Origin of the sequence: Anaeromyxobacter sp. SG17, from assembly GCF_022690695.1 — a bacterium.
GTDB classification, from domain to species: Bacteria; Myxococcota; Myxococcia; order Myxococcales; family Anaeromyxobacteraceae; genus Anaeromyxobacter; species Anaeromyxobacter soli.
In genome coordinates, this window is the sequence record NZ_JALCYX010000025.1 from 1 (window position 1) to 17,566 (window position 17,566).

General features: G+C 73.0%; 18 protein-coding genes, 1 tRNA gene and 1 pseudogene. 9 read left to right on the plus strand and 11 right to left on the minus strand.

Annotated elements, in window-relative coordinates; all coding sequences use genetic code 11:
* Positions 1 to 382: amidohydrolase family protein (locus MNY60_RS24260; RefSeq protein WP_242360647.1), on the minus strand; the 382-nt coding region annotated here is incomplete at its 3' end.
* Between the two features lie 113 nt (positions 383 to 495).
* Here MNY60_RS24260 and prfA point away from each other — a divergent pair.
* The 5 genes from prfA (at position 496) to MNY60_RS11460 (ending at position 5,080) form a co-directional block, all read left to right on the plus strand.
* Complete coding sequence (gene prfA / locus MNY60_RS11440) at positions 496 to 1,614, plus strand: peptide chain release factor 1 (RefSeq protein ID WP_242337190.1); 1,119 nt, start codon at positions 496 to 498, stop codon at positions 1,612 to 1,614.
* 75 nt (positions 1,615 to 1,689) lie between these two features.
* A complete protein-coding gene (gene prmC, locus MNY60_RS11445; protein WP_242337193.1) occupies positions 1,690 to 2,556 on the plus strand; it encodes a peptide chain release factor N(5)-glutamine methyltransferase in 867 nt (288 codons plus the stop codon).
* Positions 2,557 to 2,652: 96 nt separating this feature from the next.
* Complete coding sequence (murA, locus tag MNY60_RS11450) at positions 2,653 to 3,921, plus strand: UDP-N-acetylglucosamine 1-carboxyvinyltransferase (RefSeq protein ID WP_242337195.1); 1,269 nt, start codon at positions 2,653 to 2,655, stop codon at positions 3,919 to 3,921.
* On the plus strand, positions 3,918 to 4,580 hold the full coding sequence (gene hisG, locus MNY60_RS11455) for an ATP phosphoribosyltransferase (protein ID WP_242337196.1): 663 nt from the start codon (positions 3,918 to 3,920) through the stop codon (positions 4,578 to 4,580). Before murA ends, hisG begins: the two co-directional genes overlap by 4 nt.
* A gap of 116 nt (positions 4,581 to 4,696) precedes the next feature.
* Positions 4,697 to 5,080, plus strand: a complete 384-nt coding sequence (locus MNY60_RS11460) for a zf-TFIIB domain-containing protein (protein WP_242337198.1) — start codon at positions 4,697 to 4,699, stop codon at positions 5,078 to 5,080.
* 6 nt (positions 5,081 to 5,086) lie between these two features.
* On the opposite strand, the gene MNY60_RS11465 is transcribed toward MNY60_RS11460, so the two are convergent.
* Positions 5,087 to 5,782, minus strand: coding sequence for a sulfite oxidase-like oxidoreductase (locus MNY60_RS11465; RefSeq protein WP_242337200.1), 696 nt, complete (start codon positions 5,780 to 5,782; stop codon positions 5,087 to 5,089).
* 114 nt (positions 5,783 to 5,896) lie between these two features.
* On the opposite strand from MNY60_RS11465, the gene MNY60_RS11470 reads away from it, so the two are divergent.
* Positions 5,897 to 5,972 (plus strand) — tRNA-Gly (locus MNY60_RS11470).
* Between the two features lie 156 nt (positions 5,973 to 6,128).
* Here the strand turns inward: MNY60_RS11470 and MNY60_RS11475 are convergent.
* The 3 genes and pseudogenes from MNY60_RS11475 to MNY60_RS11485 all read right to left on the minus strand — a co-directional run.
* Positions 6,129 to 6,308: pseudogene (locus MNY60_RS11475) on the minus strand (LysR family transcriptional regulator); the annotation flags it as partial.
* Between the two features lie 133 nt (positions 6,309 to 6,441).
* Positions 6,442 to 6,861, minus strand: a complete 420-nt coding sequence (locus MNY60_RS11480; protein ID WP_242360648.1) for a cupin domain-containing protein — start codon at positions 6,859 to 6,861, stop codon at positions 6,442 to 6,444.
* 314 nt (positions 6,862 to 7,175) lie between these two features.
* Entirely contained in the window at positions 7,176 to 8,060 is an 885-nt protein-coding gene (locus MNY60_RS11485; RefSeq protein ID WP_242337203.1) for an N-acetyltransferase, read from the minus strand.
* Between the two features lie 679 nt (positions 8,061 to 8,739).
* Here MNY60_RS11485 and MNY60_RS11490 point away from each other — a divergent pair.
* On the plus strand, positions 8,740 to 9,270 hold the full coding sequence (locus tag MNY60_RS11490; protein WP_242337207.1) for a hypothetical protein: 531 nt from the start codon (positions 8,740 to 8,742) through the stop codon (positions 9,268 to 9,270).
* Positions 9,271 to 9,570: 300 nt separating this feature from the next.
* Here MNY60_RS11490 and MNY60_RS11495 read toward each other — a convergent pair whose 3' ends face one another.
* A complete protein-coding gene (locus MNY60_RS11495; protein WP_242355044.1) occupies positions 9,571 to 10,434 on the minus strand; it encodes a CPBP family intramembrane glutamic endopeptidase in 864 nt (287 codons plus the stop codon).
* Positions 10,435 to 10,708: 274 nt separating this feature from the next.
* On the opposite strand from MNY60_RS11495, the gene MNY60_RS11500 reads away from it, so the two are divergent.
* Positions 10,709 to 12,193: a hypothetical protein gene (locus tag MNY60_RS11500; RefSeq protein ID WP_242355039.1), complete on the plus strand. Its 1,485-nt coding sequence runs from the start codon at positions 10,709 to 10,711 to the stop codon at positions 12,191 to 12,193.
* Between the two features lie 96 nt (positions 12,194 to 12,289).
* Entirely contained in the window at positions 12,290 to 12,772 is a 483-nt protein-coding gene (locus MNY60_RS11505) for a hypothetical protein (RefSeq protein ID WP_242337213.1), read from the plus strand.
* Positions 12,773 to 12,802: 30 nt separating this feature from the next.
* On the opposite strand, the gene MNY60_RS11510 is transcribed toward MNY60_RS11505, so the two are convergent.
* From MNY60_RS11510 to MNY60_RS11530, 5 genes are all read right to left on the minus strand, one after another.
* Positions 12,803 to 13,672, minus strand: a complete 870-nt coding sequence (locus tag MNY60_RS11510) for a patatin-like phospholipase family protein (RefSeq protein WP_308197128.1) — start codon at positions 13,670 to 13,672, stop codon at positions 12,803 to 12,805.
* A gap of 3 nt (positions 13,673 to 13,675) precedes the next feature.
* A complete protein-coding gene (locus MNY60_RS11515) occupies positions 13,676 to 14,764 on the minus strand; it encodes a bifunctional 2-polyprenyl-6-hydroxyphenol methylase/3-demethylubiquinol 3-O-methyltransferase UbiG (RefSeq protein WP_242337218.1) in 1,089 nt (362 codons plus the stop codon).
* Positions 14,765 to 14,927: 163 nt separating this feature from the next.
* Positions 14,928 to 15,581: a class I SAM-dependent methyltransferase gene (locus MNY60_RS11520; protein WP_242337294.1), complete on the minus strand. Its 654-nt coding sequence runs from the start codon at positions 15,579 to 15,581 to the stop codon at positions 14,928 to 14,930.
* A 98-nt stretch (positions 15,582 to 15,679) separates the two neighbouring features.
* Positions 15,680 to 16,690: an AI-2E family transporter gene (locus MNY60_RS11525; protein ID WP_242337220.1), complete on the minus strand. Its 1,011-nt coding sequence runs from the start codon at positions 16,688 to 16,690 to the stop codon at positions 15,680 to 15,682.
* 181 nt (positions 16,691 to 16,871) lie between these two features.
* A complete protein-coding gene (locus MNY60_RS11530; protein ID WP_242337222.1) occupies positions 16,872 to 17,504 on the minus strand; it encodes a hypothetical protein in 633 nt (210 codons plus the stop codon).
* Between the last annotated feature and the right edge of the window lie 62 nt (positions 17,505 to 17,566).

Below are 17,566 nucleotides of genomic sequence, written 5' to 3' on the forward strand. Positions count from 1 at the left end.
GGACGAGATCGAACGCGCAGGTCACGCCCGCGCGCAGGGCGGCGAGCGCGCCCGCCCGCGCCAGCGCCCCGAGGCGCTCCGGGGTGGCGCGGCGCTCGGCCCGGCCGCGGAGGCCGGCGCGCAGATCGGAGATCGTGGGCGGGGGGCGCCCGGGGAGCCCCGCCAGCCGCTGCAGCGACCCGAGGGCGAGGTGGGTGTGCGCGTCGATCATCCCGGGCACCACCAGCCGCCCGTCCGCGTCCACGTCCCAGTCGCCCGGCCGCCCCTCGACCCGCCGGCCCGGCGGCGCGACGAGGACGATGCGCCGCCCCTCCACCACGACGGTCGCGCCCGCGCCCGCCGGGGGCACGATCCCGTTCCGGATGACGATCCGTCCGTCCACGGGCGCGCATCATCCCTCCCGCGCCGACGCCGCGCAAAGGCGGCGCTCCGCCGCGCCCTACGCCCCCGTGCGCCTTGCCGGGCGAGGCCCGGAGCGGTTAAGAACGTGCCCCCATGCTGTCCCAGGAAGTCCTGAAGAAGCTCGAGGCGATCGAGCAGCGCTTCGAGGAGCTCACCGCGCTCCTGTCGGATCCCGGCGTCGCGTCGAGCGGCGACCGCTTCCGCAAGGTGTCCAAGGAGCGCGCGTCGCTCGAGCCCACCGTGGAGGCGCTCCGCGCCTACCGGCGGCTCGTGAAGGACATCGAGGACAACGAGGCGCTGCTGGCGGAGAAGGACCCCGAGCTGCGCGAGATGGCGAAGGAGGAGCTCGCCCTGCTCCGCCCGCAGGTCGATCCCGCCGAGGAGCAGCTCAAGATCTACCTCGTGCCGAGGGACCCGGCCGACGAGAAGGACGTCATCCTCGAGATCCGCGCCGGCGCGGGCGGCGACGAGGCCGGGCTGTTCGCAGCGGAGCTGCTGCGCATGTACCTCCGCTACGCCGAGCGGCGAGGCTGGCGCGCCGAGGTCGCGGACAGCTCGGGCGGCAACCTGGGCGGCGTGAAGGACGTCACCGTCAACATCGCCGGCGACCAGGTCTACTCCTGGCTCAAGTACGAGTCGGGCGTGCACCGCGTGCAGCGCGTGCCCGCCACCGAGGCGCAGGGGCGCATCCACACCTCGACGGTGACCGTCGCGGTGATGCCCGAGGCCGAGGACATCGACATCCAGGTGAGCCCCGCCGACATCGAGATGGACGTGTTCCGCTCCACCGGCTCGGGCGGCCAGAGCGTCAACACGACGGACTCGGCCGTGCGCCTCACGCACAAGCCGACCGGCATCATCGTGAAGTGCCAGCAGGAGAAGAGCCAGCTCAAGAACCGCAACATGGCGATGCGCATGCTCCGCGCGAAGCTCTACGAGATCGAGCTCGAGAAGCAGCGCAGCGCGCGCGACGCGGCGCGGAAGAGCCAGGTCGGCACGGGCGACCGCTCCGAGAAGATCCGGACCTACAACTTCCCGCAGGACCGGCTCACCGACCACCGCGTCAACTACACCCGGCACAACCTGCCCGCCGTGATGGATGGCGACGTCCAGGACGTCATCGACGCGTGCCGCACGTTCTACGCCGCGGCGGCCCTGCGCGAGGCGTCGCGCGGGAACGCCGCCGAGGGCGCCGCGGAGCGGCGCGCGTGAGCCCCACCCCCCGCCACCGATGACGACGCGTGAACAGGCGCTCCCGGCGCGCGGGGACGGGGGCGCGGCCCCCGCATGATCACCACGTCCTGGACCCCTCTGAAGCTCCTGGCCTGGACCCAGGAGTTCTTCGCGAAGAAGGGCGTCGACTCGCCGCGCCTCACGGCGGAGGTGCTCCTCGCGCACGCGCTCTCCTGCGATCGGGTCCGGCTCTACCTCGACTTCGACAAGCCGCTCGGCGAGCCCGAGCTCGCCGCCTACCGCGAGCTCGTCCGCCGCCGCGGCGAGGGCGAGCCCACCGCCTACCTCGTCGGCAAGAGAGAGTTCTACGGCCGGGCGTTCGCGGTGGACGCGCGGGTGCTCGTCCCGCGCCCCGAGACCGAGCTCCTCGTCGAGGCGGCGCTCGCGGCGCTGCCGCCGGGCGGGCGGCTCCTCGACCTCTGCACCGGCTCCGGCGCGATCGCCGTCAGCGTCGCCCTCGAGCGGCCGGACGCGCGCGTCCTCGCGACCGACGCCTCGGAGGGCGCCCTCGCCGTGGCGCGGGAGAACGCGGCCCGGCTCGGCGCCGTGGTCGAGTTCTCCCACGGCGACCTGTGGGCGGCGGTCCACGGGGACGCGCTGTTCGAGGTGATCGTCTCCAATCCGCCCTACGTTCCGACGGGCGAGCTCGCCGGGCTCTCCCGCGAGGTGCGGCGCGAGCCGTGCATCGCGCTCGACGGGGGGGCCGACGGACTCGCGCTCCTCCGCCGCATCGTCGCCGGCGCACCGGCGCGGCTCGTCCCCGGGGGAACGCTCGTGCTGGAGATGCACGAGGGCCACCTCGCCGAGCTGCCGAGCCTGTGCCTGCAGGCCGGCTTCGAGCGTGCGGAGGCCCGCCGGGACCACGCCGGGCTGCCCAGGCTGGTGGTGGCCCACATGGCGGGCGGGCCCCACCCGGCGTAGAATCCGCCCGCCTCGACGCCCGGTCTGGGCCCGACGGGCCCGCGCTGTCACGCGCGGTGCAACACCCGCGGCGCGCGCCGCGGGCACGGAGTGGAATTGGACAAGATCCTCATCGAAGGCGGCGTCCCGCTGCGTGGCAGCGTCGAGGCCTCCGGCGCGAAGAACGCGGCCCTCCCCATCATCGCTGCCTCCCTCCTCGCCGAGGGTGAGCACCGCATCCGCAACGTCCCCGATCTCGCGGACGTCCGCACGCTCGGGCGGCTGCTCGGCCACATGGGCTGCCAGGCCGAGCGGAACGCGGGCGAGAAGGGCGCCCTGTGGATCCGCGTCCCGGCCGCCGTGCAGCCGGAGGCGCCGTACGAGCTCGTGAAGACGATGCGCGCCTCGGTCGTCGTGCTCGGCCCGCTCGTCGCGCGCTGGGGCAAGGCGCGCGTGTCCATGCCGGGCGGGTGCGCCATCGGCGCGCGGCCGATCGACCAGCACCTCAAGGGCCTCGCCGCGCTCGGCGCCGAGATCCACCTCGAGCACGGCTACGTCGAGGCGACCGCGCCGCGCGGCCGGCTCCGGGGCGCGACCTTCACCTTCGACGGCCAGACCGTCACCGGCACCGAGAACGTCATGATGGCGGCGGTGCTCGCCGAGGGCGAGACGCTGCTCCGGAACTGCGCGCGCGAGCCGGAGATCGTGGACCTCGCGAACGCGCTCCGCGGCATGGGCGCCCGCATCGAGGGCGACGGCACCGACGACATCTGGATCGAGGGCGTCGAGTCGCTCCGGCCGATCGACCACGTCGTGATCGCTGACCGCATCGAGGCGGGCACGTTCCTCGTCGCGGGCGCGCTGCCCGGCGGCGACGTGACGGTGAAGGGCTGCGTCCCGGCGCACGTGGAGGCGCTCGTCGAGAAGCTCCGGGCGGTCGGCGCCCAGGTCCTGCCGGTGGAGGGCGGGCTGCGCGTGGTCGGCGACGGCCGCCCGCGCCCGGTGGACGTCCGCACCGCCCCGCACCCCGGCTTCCCCACCGACATGCAGGCGCAGATGATGGTGCTGCTCTGCCTCGCCGACGGGTCGTCGAAGATCACCGAGACCGTCTTCGAGAACCGCTTCATGCACGTGCACGAGCTGCAGCGGCTCGGCGCAGACATCGCCGTCGACGGGAAGACCGCGGTGGTGAAGGGCGTGCCGGGGCTCTCCGGGGCGCCGGTGATGGCCTCCGACCTGCGCGCCTCGGCGGCGCTCGTCCTCGCCGGCCTCGCCGCGCAGGGCACGACCGAGGTCCATCGCGTGTACCATCTGGATCGCGGCTACGAACGGATCGAGGAGAAGCTCGCGCCCCTCGGCGCGCGCATCCGGCGGGAGAAGGCGTGAACGGCGAGATCATCACGGTCGCGGTCCCGAAGGGCCGGCTGCTGGAGGAGTCGTCGGCGCTCTTCGAGCGCGCCCTCGGCGTCTCCCCGAAGAAGCTCCTCGACGGGACGCGCAAGCTCGCCGCCGACGCGCCCGAGGCGGGGCTGCGCTTCATCTCCATCCGGGCCGCGGACGTGGCGAGCTACGTGGAGCACGGGGCGGCGGCGGTCGGCATCGTGGGGCTCGACATCCTGCGGGAGGAGCCGCGCGACCTGTACGAGCCGCTCGACCTCGGGATCGGCCGCTGCACGGTGATCGTGGCCCGGCACCGGGACGCGAAGCCCCTCCCCCGCGGGGTCGCGCCCCGCGTCGCCACCAAGTACCTCTCGCTCGCCGCCCACCACTTCGCGAAGAAGGGCATCCCGGCGGAGATCATCCCGCTCCACGGCTCCATCGAGGTCGCCCCTTCGCTCGGCCTCGCCGACGCCATCGTCGATATCACCGAGACCGGGGAGACCCTTCGCGCGAACGGGCTCGTCATCGAGGAGACGGTCCTCGACGTCTCCGCGCGCCTGGTGGTGAACCGGGTGGCCCTGAAGCTCCACGCGGAGCGCCTGCGCCGGCTGATCGCCGCCCTTCGCCGGGTATGCGGCGAGGCGGCAGCGCCGAAAGTCCGTTGAAAGGTCCCGGGCCTTCTGCCTAGTATCCGGGGGTTTCCTGGATAGCTCCGGCGCTTCGCTCGGATCCCTTTCCTGATCCTCGTGCTTCACGGTCCCAAGGAGGACCCGTTTCCGTCATGGATTGCCCGCGGTGCAGCGTCGAGATGGCCGAGATTTCCCACGAGGACAGCGTGGTGCACCGCTGCGGCGAGTGCGGCGGAGTCTGGGTGGTGGATGTCGCGGACCTGAACAAGATGCTGCTGCACGCGAACCTGCCGGCGCTGTCGGCGCTCGGCGGCTACGTGAACGCGGACGAGATCGCGGGGATGTGCCCGGCCTGTAACGTCGATCTCGTGGTGGTCGAGGGCGGCGAGAAGCGCGCCGTCACCTACGACACCTGCGAGTCCTGCGGCGGGATCTGGATCGAGGGCGAGGAGGACGAGCCCGCCCCGGAGATCGGCTGGAAGGACGCCGAGAAGCAGATCGTGGCCTTCTTCCGCCGCTTCGCGAAGAAGAAGTAGCCGAGCTCACCACATCCGGTCGTCGCGCCACGGGTACGCGGTGTTCGAGTACCCGCGGATCTCCCAGTAGCCGCGCCGGTCGTGGGTCATGAGCTCGAGGCGCGAGACCCACTTCGCGCCCTTCCAGGCGTATAGCTGGGGCGTCACCACGCGCACCGGCCCGCCGTGCGCCCGCGGGAGCGGCGCGCCCTCGACCGCGTGGACGAGGAGGACGTCGGGCTTGAGCGCCTCCTCGAGCGGCAGGTTGGTGGAGTAGCCGTCGGACGCGTGCGCCATGAGGTGGGTCGCCTCCGCGAGCGGCCGCGCGAGCGCGAGGACGGTCTCGAGCCGCACGCCGCGGAAGGCGAGGTCCAGGACCGACCAGCCGGTCACGCAGTGGAAGTCGGCCTCCACGTCCTCCTGCGGGAGCGCCATCAGCTCGGCGAAGGAGAGCGTGAGCGGCGCCTCGCAGGCCCCGTCCACCACGAGCCGCCAGCGCTCGGGCGCGATCTCCGGCGTCTCGCCGAGATCAAGCACCGGCCACTCCGACTTCTCGAAGACGTTCTGGCCCGGCGGCTCCTTCGGCATGCCGTGCCGGTTCCGCGGCCCGTCCCCCTGCGGCGCGGCGTCGGAGAGCGAGGGCGTCGCCCGCAGCTTCTCGCCGAAGCGCGCCCGCAGCGCCGCCACCCCGTCCTCGATCCGCCGCCGGATTTCGTCGCTCACGGCTGCCGTTCTAGCCGGTCGGCGGCGCCCACGCACCCCGCATGCCCCGGGCGGCTCCACCCGGCCGAACTCCTTGACTCCCGGGCCCCTTCACGGCAAAAACTGGTCCGCGACGCGGGAATAGCTCAGTTGGTAGAGCATCAGCTTCCCAAGCTGAGGGTCGCCGGTTCGAACCCGGTTTCCCGCTCCAGTTCTTCCGAGGGGTTCCGTCGAGAGGCGGGACCCCTCTGCTTTGTGGACTGAGGGTTCCGGCTCGGCGTTCGTTCCGAAGTCGCGGCGCCCCCTACGATTCCCGGCAAGGCTCCTGATGCCTGCCACCAACCGTCGTGCGCCACGGGTGAGCGGCTCACGCTGCCCGTACGGCCAACTCCCTCGCGGTCTGGATGAAGAGCCGCAGCGGCGGGGAGCGCTGCGCGCGGCTGGGAAAGTACAGGAAGAAGCCAGGCACGGCAGAGGCGTAGGGCTCGAGGACCCGCTGCAGTTGGCCGGTGCGGAGCTGCTCCTCCACCATCGGCTCGAAGTCGTACCTGTCCCAGCGCCGGGCCGGCGCCCTCGACGAGGCGCCTCCCTGCGTCGGTCAGCGCTGGAGCGTCAACGGCAGCGACTGGGACGCGCGCGCGGGCGACGCCAGCGTGAACTGGCGGAGTACTGATCGAGAGTCACGCGGACGTCTGGATTTCGAGACCGTAGCGAGCGCCGAGCTTGGTCAACCTATCCACGTCCGGCGGCGAAGTCGGCGCCGGAGGAATCTCGCGCCGCTGCGCCGGCTCGCCCGCTTCGGCGAAGAACTTGTCGATCCCACCCGGCTCGTAGGTCACGACCACGCGGAGCTTGCTCGTAGGCTCGAAGTGCTCGAGCTTGTCGGCGGGGATGCGGATCAGCGATCCGGGCCCGCACTCGAGCTTCTTCCCGTCGACGTGCAACGTGAGCGTTCCCTCGACGACGTACACGGTTTCCACAACGCGACGGTGAACGTGTGCAGGCGGCCCCATGCCTGCGGGCATGGTCATCTGCATGACCGTCGCCTCGCCATTCGACTCGTCGCTCGACAGCAGGACTTCGTAGAGCCCTCCGAGCATCCAGAAGGCCCTACCCTCACCCGACTTGTGAACTATCGCCTGAGCCATCGTCTCCCCCATGGGTGAAACGTCGCGCTGAAGGAACGTAGTGACTGACTCTGGGCGTCGCTAGCTCGCTCGATCCTGACGGCAACGGCCGCGCCAGCCTCAAGAAGCCACTCGTGGCGAACGAACGTCACAACGTTGCCGACCGGCTCAAGGAGCCTCGGACAGCAAGAGAGAGGCCGGAACGTAGGGGCGACCAAGCCACCAGGTTCCGGCCTCGAGAGTTGGAGCGGGAAGCCGGGTTCGAACTGGCGCCGCATGCGAACGCGTCAGAGCGCCCGCTCCCACGCGCCCCGCCGCCACCGCTCGACCCACGCCTCCGCGCGGTAGAGCGCGAGCGCCGGCGCGTTCGATGCCGCGACGCGCAGCACGACCTCGCGTGCGCAGGCCGCGTCGAGCAGCGCCTCGCACCGGCGCAGCAGCCATCGCCCGAGTCCGCGACGCCGCGCGCGCGACGCGACCGCGATCGTCTCCACCTCGTCCTCCCCCTCGCGCTCGGGCGCCACGACGCCGCGCAGCAGGCCGACGGCGCCGTCAGCGTCGACGACGAACCGCAGGAGCTTCGGGTCGAACCCTGGCGCCGCCACGATGCGTGCACCGTCCTCCGCGGTGACGGGGACCGTGAATCCGACCCCGGCAAACGCGTCGTTCTCGAGCGCCGCCCAGGCGTCGAGCCCGACCTGCTCGAGGCCGACCTCCGCGAGACCGGCGGGCAGCGCGAGCGGCGGCCGCGGGCGCGTGCGGCGCATGCCGACGACGGCGTCCGCCGGCTGGTAGCCCCGCGCCTCGAGCTTCGCACCGACGCCGGGGGCGTCGCGCTCGACGACGCGAAGCGTCCGCGCCTGCGCGCTCCGCGCGCGCGCCTCCATCTCGTCCACGATCGCGAGCGCCCCCGGCGCCGGTCCCGCGAGCCACGTGAGCGCGCACCGGCCCGTCTCCGTGAGGCCCTTCGCGACCCACAGCCCCACGGCGGCCGGCGTGCCGTCTTCGAGGAGCGCGACGCCCTCGATCCCGTCCGGCAGCGCCGCGACCTCGCCCCGCAGCGCGGCGACGTTCCGTCCGAGGAGCGCCGCGATGGGCGCCCAGTCCCGGACGCTCGACCAGGGCACGATGTCGCGAGGCGCCGCCGGATCCTGCACCCGATCGCGTGTCATTCGTCCCCCACCGACGCCCGGTAATCCCGAAGAAGACCACAGACGGTGAAGCACGATAACCGTTCCGTCGTTCACGCGACGCACGCCCGACCGACTTCGGGCTCGTCAATCATCTCGCATGGAGCGCGACGAAGGGATGAGCGTTCGAGGTCGTCTCTCGTACCCCGAAGACTGCGGTAACCTTTCGAGCGGAGGCGGGTTGGCTCGAAGCGGAGATGGCCATGAACTTTCGGTTGATCGCCTGCGCCCTGATGTTCCCCATCGCGGCGTCCGTGGCATGCGTCGCGGCGGGACACGGCAAGACGGCCGCCGCGCCGGACACGCACGAGGAGTGCTCGATCGACTCCGACTGCCCCGGTGGGCGCTGCCAGCTCGGCGTGTGCTCGTACGCCTCGCGCGAGCACATGCCTTGCGCCCTCGACTCCGAATGTCCCGGCGGCTCCTGCCGGATGGGAGCGTGCTCGTCCTTGCCGCCGGGGGTTCCGGAGTGCTCGATGGACTCACAGTGCCCGGGTGGCAGCTGCCGTGCCGGGAGCTGCTCGCCGGTGCCGCCGGGGCCCTAGCGTCTTCTCCTCCGCTGGCGCCGCTTCTTCCTCGTCGCCCTCCACGCTCCCGGCGCGAGACCGTACGACGCTCAGGAGGTTGCGACCGGAGCGTTCGGTCCAGTACAGACGAGGACATGCTCGCGTACCTCTTCTGGCACTGGCCGGCGCCGACGGTGGACGCCGGGCGCTACGTCGAGTCTCTCGTCGCCTTTCACCGCGCCCTCGCGTCCAACGCTCCTCCCGGCCTGCGCGCCTCGCGCGTGTACGAGGTGGAGGCCGCGCCGTGGCTGGCGGTCCCGCGCGCGTTCGAGGACTGGTACCTCGTGGACGACTTCGCCGCGCTCGGGGCGCTCAACGAGGCCGCCGTCTCCGGCGCCCGCCGCGACCCACACGACGCGGCCGCGCGGCTCGCGGGCGGAGGCCATGGCGGCCTCTACCGCCTCGTCGCTCCGGGCGGTGAAGGGGCCCTCGACCGCACGACGTGGTGCTCGAAGCCCGACGGAGTCCCCTACACGGAGTTCCTCGCGAGGCTCCCTCCCGGCGAGAGCTGGCAGCGGCAGCTGGTGCTCGGGCCCGCCCCGGAGTTCTGCGTCGTCGGCGTGGATGCGGCCGCCGCGCTCGGCGGCGTGGCGGTCGCGGCCCGCCGCATCCACGCCTGGTCTTGAGGCCGCAGGACCAGGCCCGCGCCGGGCCTGCCCCGGCGCCCTGCCGGAGCCCGCGCGCGCGGATCCCGTGGAGCGCCAGACGGAAGTCAGAGCGCCCCGACCCCAGAGCGCCCCGACCCAGAGTAATCGCGGTAGAGCGCCCCGACCCAGAGTAATCGCGGTACACGGCCGACGCGCATCACGCGCGTCAATCGCGGAGTTACGCGTGCTTGGCTCTCGCGACGCTGACGCACTCCGCAACCGGCGGTGCGCTCCCGCGAGGCTGGACCTCTGACGACGACGGCCGGGCGCGCGCCCGGATCAGCTCGCGAAAGCGCGGATCAGAGGGGCGAGGTTGGGGATGAGATCCCCCCAGCCGTGCAGCACGACCACGAGCGTGAGGTTCCGGGTGCGCGCCCAGAGTATGCCGAACGCGACACCGATGGGGGACAACATGACCATCGCGTAGGCAGCGGCGCTGAGCACCTCCGGCGGCCTGGCCATGCCTTCCACGGTGTGTGCGCCTCGCAGCACGTACCCCGGCGCGTGCGCGAGCGCGAAGAGGACTGACATTCCCAGCACACCAGCGACAGGCGATCGCAGCCACGCCGCCATGCGCGACTGGAGCAGCGCACGAAACAGGAACTCCTCCACGAGCCCTGCTTCGACCGCCAGCCAGGCCCAAACCGGTAACGCCATCGCGATCACCTGCCAGGCCGAGAGCTCATACTCGGCCATGAGCGTGCCGATGGCCTGAGGACCGCGCCCGAATCGAAGCTGTATGATCGAGAACAACCCCATCATGACGAGAAGGGTCCGCAGCTCGATCCAGTCGAGTCCTGGGAACTCGAACAGCTGCCGCCACGAGTAGCCAAGGCGGCGGAACACGAGCGCAGGCACCCACACCATGACAGCCAACTTGGCGGTGAGAATGGCGACCGATCGCGCGGGCTCATTGGTGACCGCTGCCCTCACCGCGGAAAGTCCGTAGCCGAGAAACCCCACGCCGATGGCAACGAGAAGGAGCGCGATCCACGAGAGCTCGCGCGCTGGCTCGTGCACCGGCTGCGCCCGTGGGGTCGCGCCGATCGTCGCGAGCCAGGCTGCGAGCGCTGGTGCCACACCGAGGAGAAGCAGAACGGCGGCCACCTCGCTCGCGTCGAATCCAGGAGCGGTGAGGAGCACCGCCAAACAACCACCATAGATGAGGACGTAGCCCACGGAGGCAACGAGTGCGCGCGACATGGGGCTCCGAGGAGATCATAGATCAGCGGCGCAGTCACGCAGGGTACGTACGCTGCCTCTCGTTTTCGGCCGCACGCGCCGCACTCCGAACGCATTATCACCCGGAGTCGTCTCACGAACAGTGCCGTGAAGTCCCGGACCCGGCCTCCAGCTCGTTTCGCAGATTTTCGCGGAGAGTTGAACCGGAAGGTGCACTCTCGGTAGGCTGTCCCGCATGCTCCGCCGCAACGTCCCCCGTGCCGCAATGGCTGCCGTGATCGCCCTCGCGACCGGCTGCGCCCACCTCTCGACGAGCTTCACCTGCCCGGCGAAAGGCGGCGTGCCCTGGCGCGAGGTCCGCTCCGAGCACTTCGTCGTCACGACGGACCTCGGCTCCCGCGGCGCGCAGGAGCTGACGCGCGAGCTCGAGATGCTCCACCTCGCGCTCCGCTCGGCGCTGTTCGGCACTCCGCCGGCGATGCCGGGCACGATCCGCGTGGTGGTGTTCCGGACGCGTGACGAGTTCCTGGGCTTCGCGCCCGCGTCCCTGGCCGCCTTCTTCGGCACGCTCCACGGCGAGCCGCTCGTCGTGCTCGACGGCGCGCTCCCGTACGGCGTGCGCACCACGCTCGCGCACGAGCTCACGCACTACATGGCGGCGCGCGCGTTCGCGCGCCAGCCGCGCTGGTTCGCCGAGGGGATGGCCGCGTACATGGAGACGGTGGGCTCGAGCGGCCTCGGCAACACGCCCACGGTCGGAGGCGTGCCGCGCCACTACCACGCGCTCGTGTACCCGTACTTCGGGAAGGTGCGCGAGGTGCTCACCGCTCGCGGCGCGCTGGAGCTGCCTCAGTACGCGGTGTCGTGGGCGCTCGTGCACTACCTCATCAACGTCCACCCGGTGGAGTTCAACGCGCTCCAGGCGCGCTTCGTGCGCGGCGACGATCCCGACGTCGCCTGGCGAGACGTGTTCCCGCAGTGGGATCCCGCCGTTCCCGGCGCGACCGACGCGCTGGACGCGGAGCTCGGGAGCCATGTCGCGCGCGGCAGGTTCAGGTACCGCGACCTCCACCTCGTGAAGGATCACCCCGTCCGCGAGCGGCCGATGCTCCCGGCCGAGGTCCACGACGTCCGCCTCTCGCTCGCGTCGGCCATGCGGTGGCCCCCGGAGAAGCTCGACGCCGAGGTGACGGAGGCGCTCGCGGAGGACCCCGGCAACGTGGTGGCGCTCACCGTCGCCGCACGCTCCCGCGGCGCGGAGCCCGCCGCCCTCGCTCGCAAGGCGACGGAGGCGCACGCCGACGACGCCCGGGCGTGGCTCTTCCTCGGTGACGTGCTGCCGGAGTCCGACGTGTCCGGCCGCGAGGCGGCGCTCCGGCGGGCCGTCGCGGCTGCGCCGGAGAACCCGGAGCCCCTGAACGCGCTCGCCTGGAACCTGCTCCGGAGCGGCCGCCCCGGAGAGGCGCTGCCGCTCGCGAAAAAGGCGTTCGTCGCGGCGCCCTGGGATCCGGCCATCGTCGACACCGTCGCGGGCGTGCTCGCGGGCCTCGGGGACTGCGGGGAGGCGGTGCGCATGCAGCAGCGTGCGATCGATCTCCTGCCGGATCGGATGAAGCCGCGCGACCGGCAGGACTACATCGACCACCTCGCGGAGTTCCAGCGGTGCGCGGCGAAGGCGGCGACGCCGGACGGCGTGAAATCCGCACCTCTCGTCCACTGACGCGGATCGATCGCAATCGGGCCTTAGCGCTGTCTGACGCAGGGCGCACCACCCGTACCCGGAGACATCGAGCTGGATCCAGGCGAGCATGGGGGGATGCTCGCGACCCTCCTCGCTGCCGCCTTGCTCGTCGCGGTCCCCTCGCGGGCCAGGGACGCCGATCCCCGCGCGCTCGTGGGGCAGCCGCTCCCCGAACCCGGGCGCGGCCAGTTCGCCTCGTGGAAGCTCCAGGACACGTGGCTGGTCGACGAGCCCGGAGCGACCCCGCGGTACGGGTGGGTGATCTGGAACCGCCGTGGCCAGGCGATCGTGTTCCTGAGGAGCGAGGACCGGGTGGTGGACGCCCTGCGGGTCGAGGTCCCCCGCGGCCACGCGATCGGCTTCGCCTGCACCCCCGCCGGCGCGGCGAACCCGGACCGGGACTTCGTCGCGCTGGTCGACGATCCGCCGGTGCCGCCGGGAGCGCGGTGCGTGTTCTCGCGCCCCCGCAAGGCATGGCGGCTCGACCGCAGCCGCGGCCGGATCGAGCCCGTCACGCCGGCCGGGATGAAGTGCCAGCGTTCCTGCCCCTGGGACTGAGCGGCGAAGGCGCGTCGCCCGACGGGGCGATCACCCCCGCGACAGCTCGCGCGCGAGCGCGCTCCGCATGCCCTCCGCCGCGCGCTCCATCGCCTCGGGGCCGCGCTCCAGGTGGAACGGGCTCACGCGCGGGATCCCGTGGAGCGCGACGGCCTGCATGCGCGGGCGCTCCGGGATGCGGAGCGCGGGGCTGCCCCGCCGGCGCCAGGGCGAGCGGGACGTGAGGTGATGGTAGAGGACGCGCTCTCCGGCGAGCGCGCCGGCGAGGCCGGGGCGGTCCAGGACGCCGCCGTCCAGGTACAGGCGTCTCCCGATCCGAACCGGCTGGAACAGGAACGGGAGCGCGCACGAAGCGTGAATCGCCGGAGCGAGCTCGCCATCGTCGAGCACGGCGGTGCGCCTCGCGAGGACGTCGAACACGGACACGGCGAGCGGAACGCGGCACTCTTCGAAGCTCCCGGCAGGAGCGAGCGCCTCGAGCCGCGCCCGGAATCGCGCTCCGCGCAGGAGCCCGAGCCCGGGGCGGAGATCCCAGAAGTGCTCGCGGCGCAGCGCCACGAGCTCCTCGCACAGCCGCCCCGCAGGGACCCCGGCGGCCCAGAGCCCTCCCACGAGCGCCCCCGCGCTCGAGCCGAGGACGCGCGCGGGGAGCAGCCCCTCGTCCTCGAGGACCGCACCACGCCCGCGTGCGCGTAGAACCCGAAGAACCCGGACGACAGCGCGAGGGTGAAGGGTCCCGAGGCGAGCCAGTCCCGGAGCGTGGGCACGGCGGCAGCATGCCGTCGGCCGGCGCGAGGCGCAACGGCGGGCGGGGTACTCGCGGCCCCTCGACGTCTGCTCGCTGCGACCGCTTCGGCGGCTCTCGCACGAAGCCGCTGCCGGCGGCCCCCTGCTCGGCAGCGCTCACGCCGGGCGATGCGCGACGAAGGTGATGCACTCGCCTCGCTCGGGCTGCCGCCGCGCGACGCGGTCGGCGCGGCGCGCCTCGGAGCGGATCCGGCGACGGAGGGCGCGCTCGCTCCGGTCGACGGGGGCGCCCCGCTGGATGGCGAGGCTCTCCGCGAAGAAGTACGCGCCGTCTGGCTTCGGCGGCAGCAGCGCGATCCGGGAGAAGCCGGCGGCGCAGAGCGCGCGCTCCAGGCTGCTCGCGTCGAAGAGGGTGAGGTGGCGCGGCGGCTCGAGGCCGCGCCAGTCGGCGCCGAAGCGTTTCAGCCCCTCGGCGTCCAGGTTCGGGGTCTGGACCCAGACCCGTCCGCCCGGCCGAAGCAGCGCGAGCACCCTGCGGAGAGTCCCGACCGGATCGTGCAGGTGCTCGACGACGTGGTTGAGGGTCACGTGCTCGAAGCTCTCCGGGTCGAGCGCGGCCTCCTCGATCGTTCCCGCGAGAACCGTGAACCCCGATCCCCTTGCGCGCGCGACGGCCGCGGCGTCGAGGTCAAGCCCCATGACGTCGAAGCCGAGGCGGCGGGCGATGCGCAGGAAGTCCCCGTTGCCGCAGCCCACGTCGAGCAGCCGGCTCCCGGGACCCGCCGGCGCGGGCAGGTGACGGATGAGCTGGCCGGCCTGCGCTCGCGCGGCCGCGCTCAGCGGAGCGACCCACCGGGCCAGAGGCGCGGCCGGTCGCAACGCGTAACCGAACGCGGCGTTGTAGTGGGCGTGGTGGCGGAGCCGCTTCACGGCCCGCCGGAGCCCACCGCCAGCGGCGAAGACGTCCCGCGGCGCGGTCCCCCCGTGCGTGTAGTAGGTGCGGTAGGCGAGCCCGATCCCGGCGAGGTCCGGGCGCGGGTCGAGGTAGGCCGCGCCGCAGCCCGAGCAGCGCCAGAGCGTCCAGCGACCCGGCGCGGCGCGGAAGATCCGGTCGCTCAGCCCTTCGAAGAGGAGCGTCCGGGAAGGGGAGGCGCAGGCGGGGCACCGGCCCAGGACCTCGAGGTGCTCGGCTGGCCACGGAGCGTCGAGCGGCTCCGCGGCAGCTCCGGTCTCAAGTCGGCTCATCGGCTCGTCGTCTCTCGAACGCGACAGATGTCGCGAGAGTGGCATGAGCCGCCCATCGACACAACGCGCGGCGCCGCTGCGAGCCCCGGCACGCCGCCGGCCGGCGCGGGGCGCAACGCCGGGCGTGGCGCAGGTGGACTCGTCCGCTCGCGCGACGACCGCGTCAGCGGCACGCCCGCAGCACGAGGTCGCCCTGCGTGACTCGACCGTGAAGCTCGACGAGCCGCACGTCCTTGAACCCAGCCGCCTCGGCCGCCGCGACGAGCGCGGCGTTCTCGTGGAACCGGAACCCGTGCCGGGTGATGCCGCCGAACTCGCGGAGCTTCGCCGCGCTCGAGAAGCCCACGGTGAGGAGCCCGCCCGGCCGGAGCACGCGGTGCAGCTCGGAGAAGGCCTGGGCGAGGTCCGGCCAGAAGTAGACGGTGTTCGTGGAGGCCACGACGTCGAAGCTCGCCTCCTCGAAGGGGAGCGCCTCGACGGCGCAGCGCTCCAGGCGGAGCTCGGACCCGCCGAACCGCGCGCGCCGCGCGCGCAGCCACGCCACCGCCGCGTCGGACGGATCGACGCCCGCGAGGCTCCGGACGCCGCGGGCGTGCGCGAGCTCGAGCAGGGCGCCCCCGCCGAAGCCGACGTCGAGGAGCCGGTGCCCCGGCGTGAGCGCGACGCCCTCCAGCGTCGCCTCGATGAGGGCGCGGTTCCCGCGGTTCAGGACCCGGGTCATGACGGTGCGACCGAACCAGCCTCGCGGCCCGGCCAGCTGGCGCGCGATGGCCGCGGATACGGGGTCGAGCAGCCGGAACAGGGAAGCCTTGCGCATGTTCAGTCCTTCTCGATTCTCGCATGCGCCGGCAACGGGGGCGGAGCGCCCTTCGTGCCTGATGCTACAGACAGGCGAGCCGGACGGGCCGCCGCGCTCTACTCCGCGAGGAAGTCCGAGATGAACCCCACCCGCGGGATGTACTTGCACGCGATCCGGATGGTCGAGAGCACCGGCACCGCCACGAACAGGCCGATGGGACCCCAGACCCAGAACCAGAACAGCGAGCCGAGGAACACCGCGAGCGAGTTCAGCCTGAGCTGCTTGCCGAGGAAGATCGGGTCGACGACGTTCCCCTGGATCGACACGAGCGCGAGGTAGATCCCGCCGACGGCGAGGACGTGCTTCAGCGAACCGTACTGGAGGAGCGCCATGAGCGTCGGGAGCGCGAGCCCGATCGCCGGGCCCACGTACGGGATGAAGTGCAGGAGCGCGGTGGCCATCCCCCACACCGCCGCGTGCTCCAGGCCGTACAGGGCGTAGATCCCCCAGGTGACGAGCCCGAGGAGCGCGTTCAGCCCGACCCGGTTCAGCATGTACTGCTCGACGTCGCGGTGGAGCTCCTCGAACGCCGCGAGCGCGCGGGCGCGCGCGGAGGGATCGCGGCCGGCGTGCGCGAGGAACTTGGCGTGGTAGCGCGGTCCCTCCGCGAGCGCGAAGTAGAGGACGAAGATCGCGACGGTGCACGCCGCGGCCACCGCGATCGCGCCCTGCGCGGTGCCGACGAGGACCTGTCCCCAGGGGATCCCCTCTTCCACGCGCACCGCGCCCGGCCGCGACGGTGGCTTCGCGATCTGCTCGGTCTGCGCGCGGAAGTGCACGAACCGCCGCGCCACCGCCGCGGAGGCCTCCCGCAGCCGCCCCTCGTAGCTGGGGAGCTCGTCGAGGAAGGCCGCGACGCGGTTCCAGAGCAGCGCGACGAGGGCGGCCACCACCGCGAGGGCGAGGAGCGTCCCCAGGAGAGCCGCGACGGACCGCGGCACCTTGCGCCGCTCCAGCGCCGCGACGACCGGGTGCACGGTGAACGCTAGGATGATCCCGACCACGCTCGGGACGAGGAGCTCGCGCGCGAGGTAGCAGAACGCGAGCGCCGCGCCGGTCGCCAGCACGGCGAGCGACCGCTCGGCGACACGGGATTCGCTCAGCAGACGGACGTCGCGCACTGGATCGAATGTGAGCACCCGCCCCCTCAGCCGCGAGCGGGTGGCGGAGGCCACCGCCGGCGGCTGGCCGGACGGCGCGCCGGCCTCGTCCTGGCGGATCGACCCGGCTCCCGGGCGGCGGCGCCGATCAGGGCGTCGCCGCCGGGCGCGTCGCGAGCCGGGCGCCGCGGAAGACGAGGTACAGGCCCACCGCCTGGACGAGGTGGTAGAGGGCGTTGTGGTCGAAGTACCGCGGGTGGAGCGCGATGCGTCCCTGCTGGATGGCCGCCGCCACGAAGGTCAGCCCGAGGCCCCAGGCGCCGGCGCTCACGCGCGCCTCGGCGCGCCGGCCGGCGAGCAGGAAGGCCACGAGGAGGAAGAGCGCCGCCGGCAGGTAGAAGGCGATCGCCACGGCGAAGCGCCGCTCGCCCCCGAGGACCACGGCCGCGTAGAGGCCGAACGCCAGCGCGACCCCGCCCGTCAGCGCACGCGCGGCGCGGCGGCCGAGCACGAGCCGCGCCCCCGCGCCCCAGCCGGCCACCGCCCCGAGCCCGACGGCGAGCAGCGTCGCGCTCCACACGACCGCGCCGACCGAAGAGGTCTTGTCCGCCACGAACCCGTGCTCGATCGCGCCCAGCGCCGCCGCAGCGCCGAGCACCGCGAAGAACCCGGCGAACCACCGCCGTGCGCGCGCGCCGCCCTCCCTCGAGAGCAGCACCGCGAACGCGGCGCACTCGAGGGCGAGGCCGAGGTCGGTGAGCGTGACGTCCGGCTCGAGCACGATGCGATCTCCGGCGCCCGGCCCGCGGCGACGCCTGCGCTGGCGGCCACGGTACCACCTCA

Bases quoted from the DNA above. Each gene is read 5' to 3' on its own strand.
- prfA (WP_242337190.1), top strand. From the start codon at position 496: ATGCTGTCCCAGGAAGTCCTGAAGAAGCTCGAGGCGATCGAGCAGCGC.
- prmC (WP_242337193.1), top strand. From the start codon at position 1,690: ATGATCACCACGTCCTGGACCCCTCTGAAGCTCCTGGCCTGGACCCAG.
- MNY60_RS11460 (WP_242337198.1), top strand. From the start codon at position 4,697: ATGGATTGCCCGCGGTGCAGCGTCGAGATGGCCGAGATTTCCCACGAG.
- MNY60_RS11480 (WP_242360648.1), bottom strand. From the start codon at position 6,861: ATGCTCGGAGGGCTCTACGAAGTCCTGCTGTCGAGCGACGAGTCGAAT.
- MNY60_RS11485 (WP_242337203.1), bottom strand. From the start codon at position 8,060: ATGACACGCGATCGGGTGCAGGATCCGGCGGCGCCTCGCGACATCGTG.
- MNY60_RS11490 (WP_242337207.1), top strand. From the start codon at position 8,740: ATGCTCGCGTACCTCTTCTGGCACTGGCCGGCGCCGACGGTGGACGCC.
- MNY60_RS11500 (WP_242355039.1), top strand. From the start codon at position 10,709: ATGCTCCGCCGCAACGTCCCCCGTGCCGCAATGGCTGCCGTGATCGCC.
- MNY60_RS11505 (WP_242337213.1), top strand. From the start codon at position 12,290: ATGCTCGCGACCCTCCTCGCTGCCGCCTTGCTCGTCGCGGTCCCCTCG.
- MNY60_RS11515 (WP_242337218.1), bottom strand. From the start codon at position 14,764: ATGAGCCGACTTGAGACCGGAGCTGCCGCGGAGCCGCTCGACGCTCCG.
- MNY60_RS11520 (WP_242337294.1), bottom strand. From the start codon at position 15,581: ATGCGCAAGGCTTCCCTGTTCCGGCTGCTCGACCCCGTATCCGCGGCC.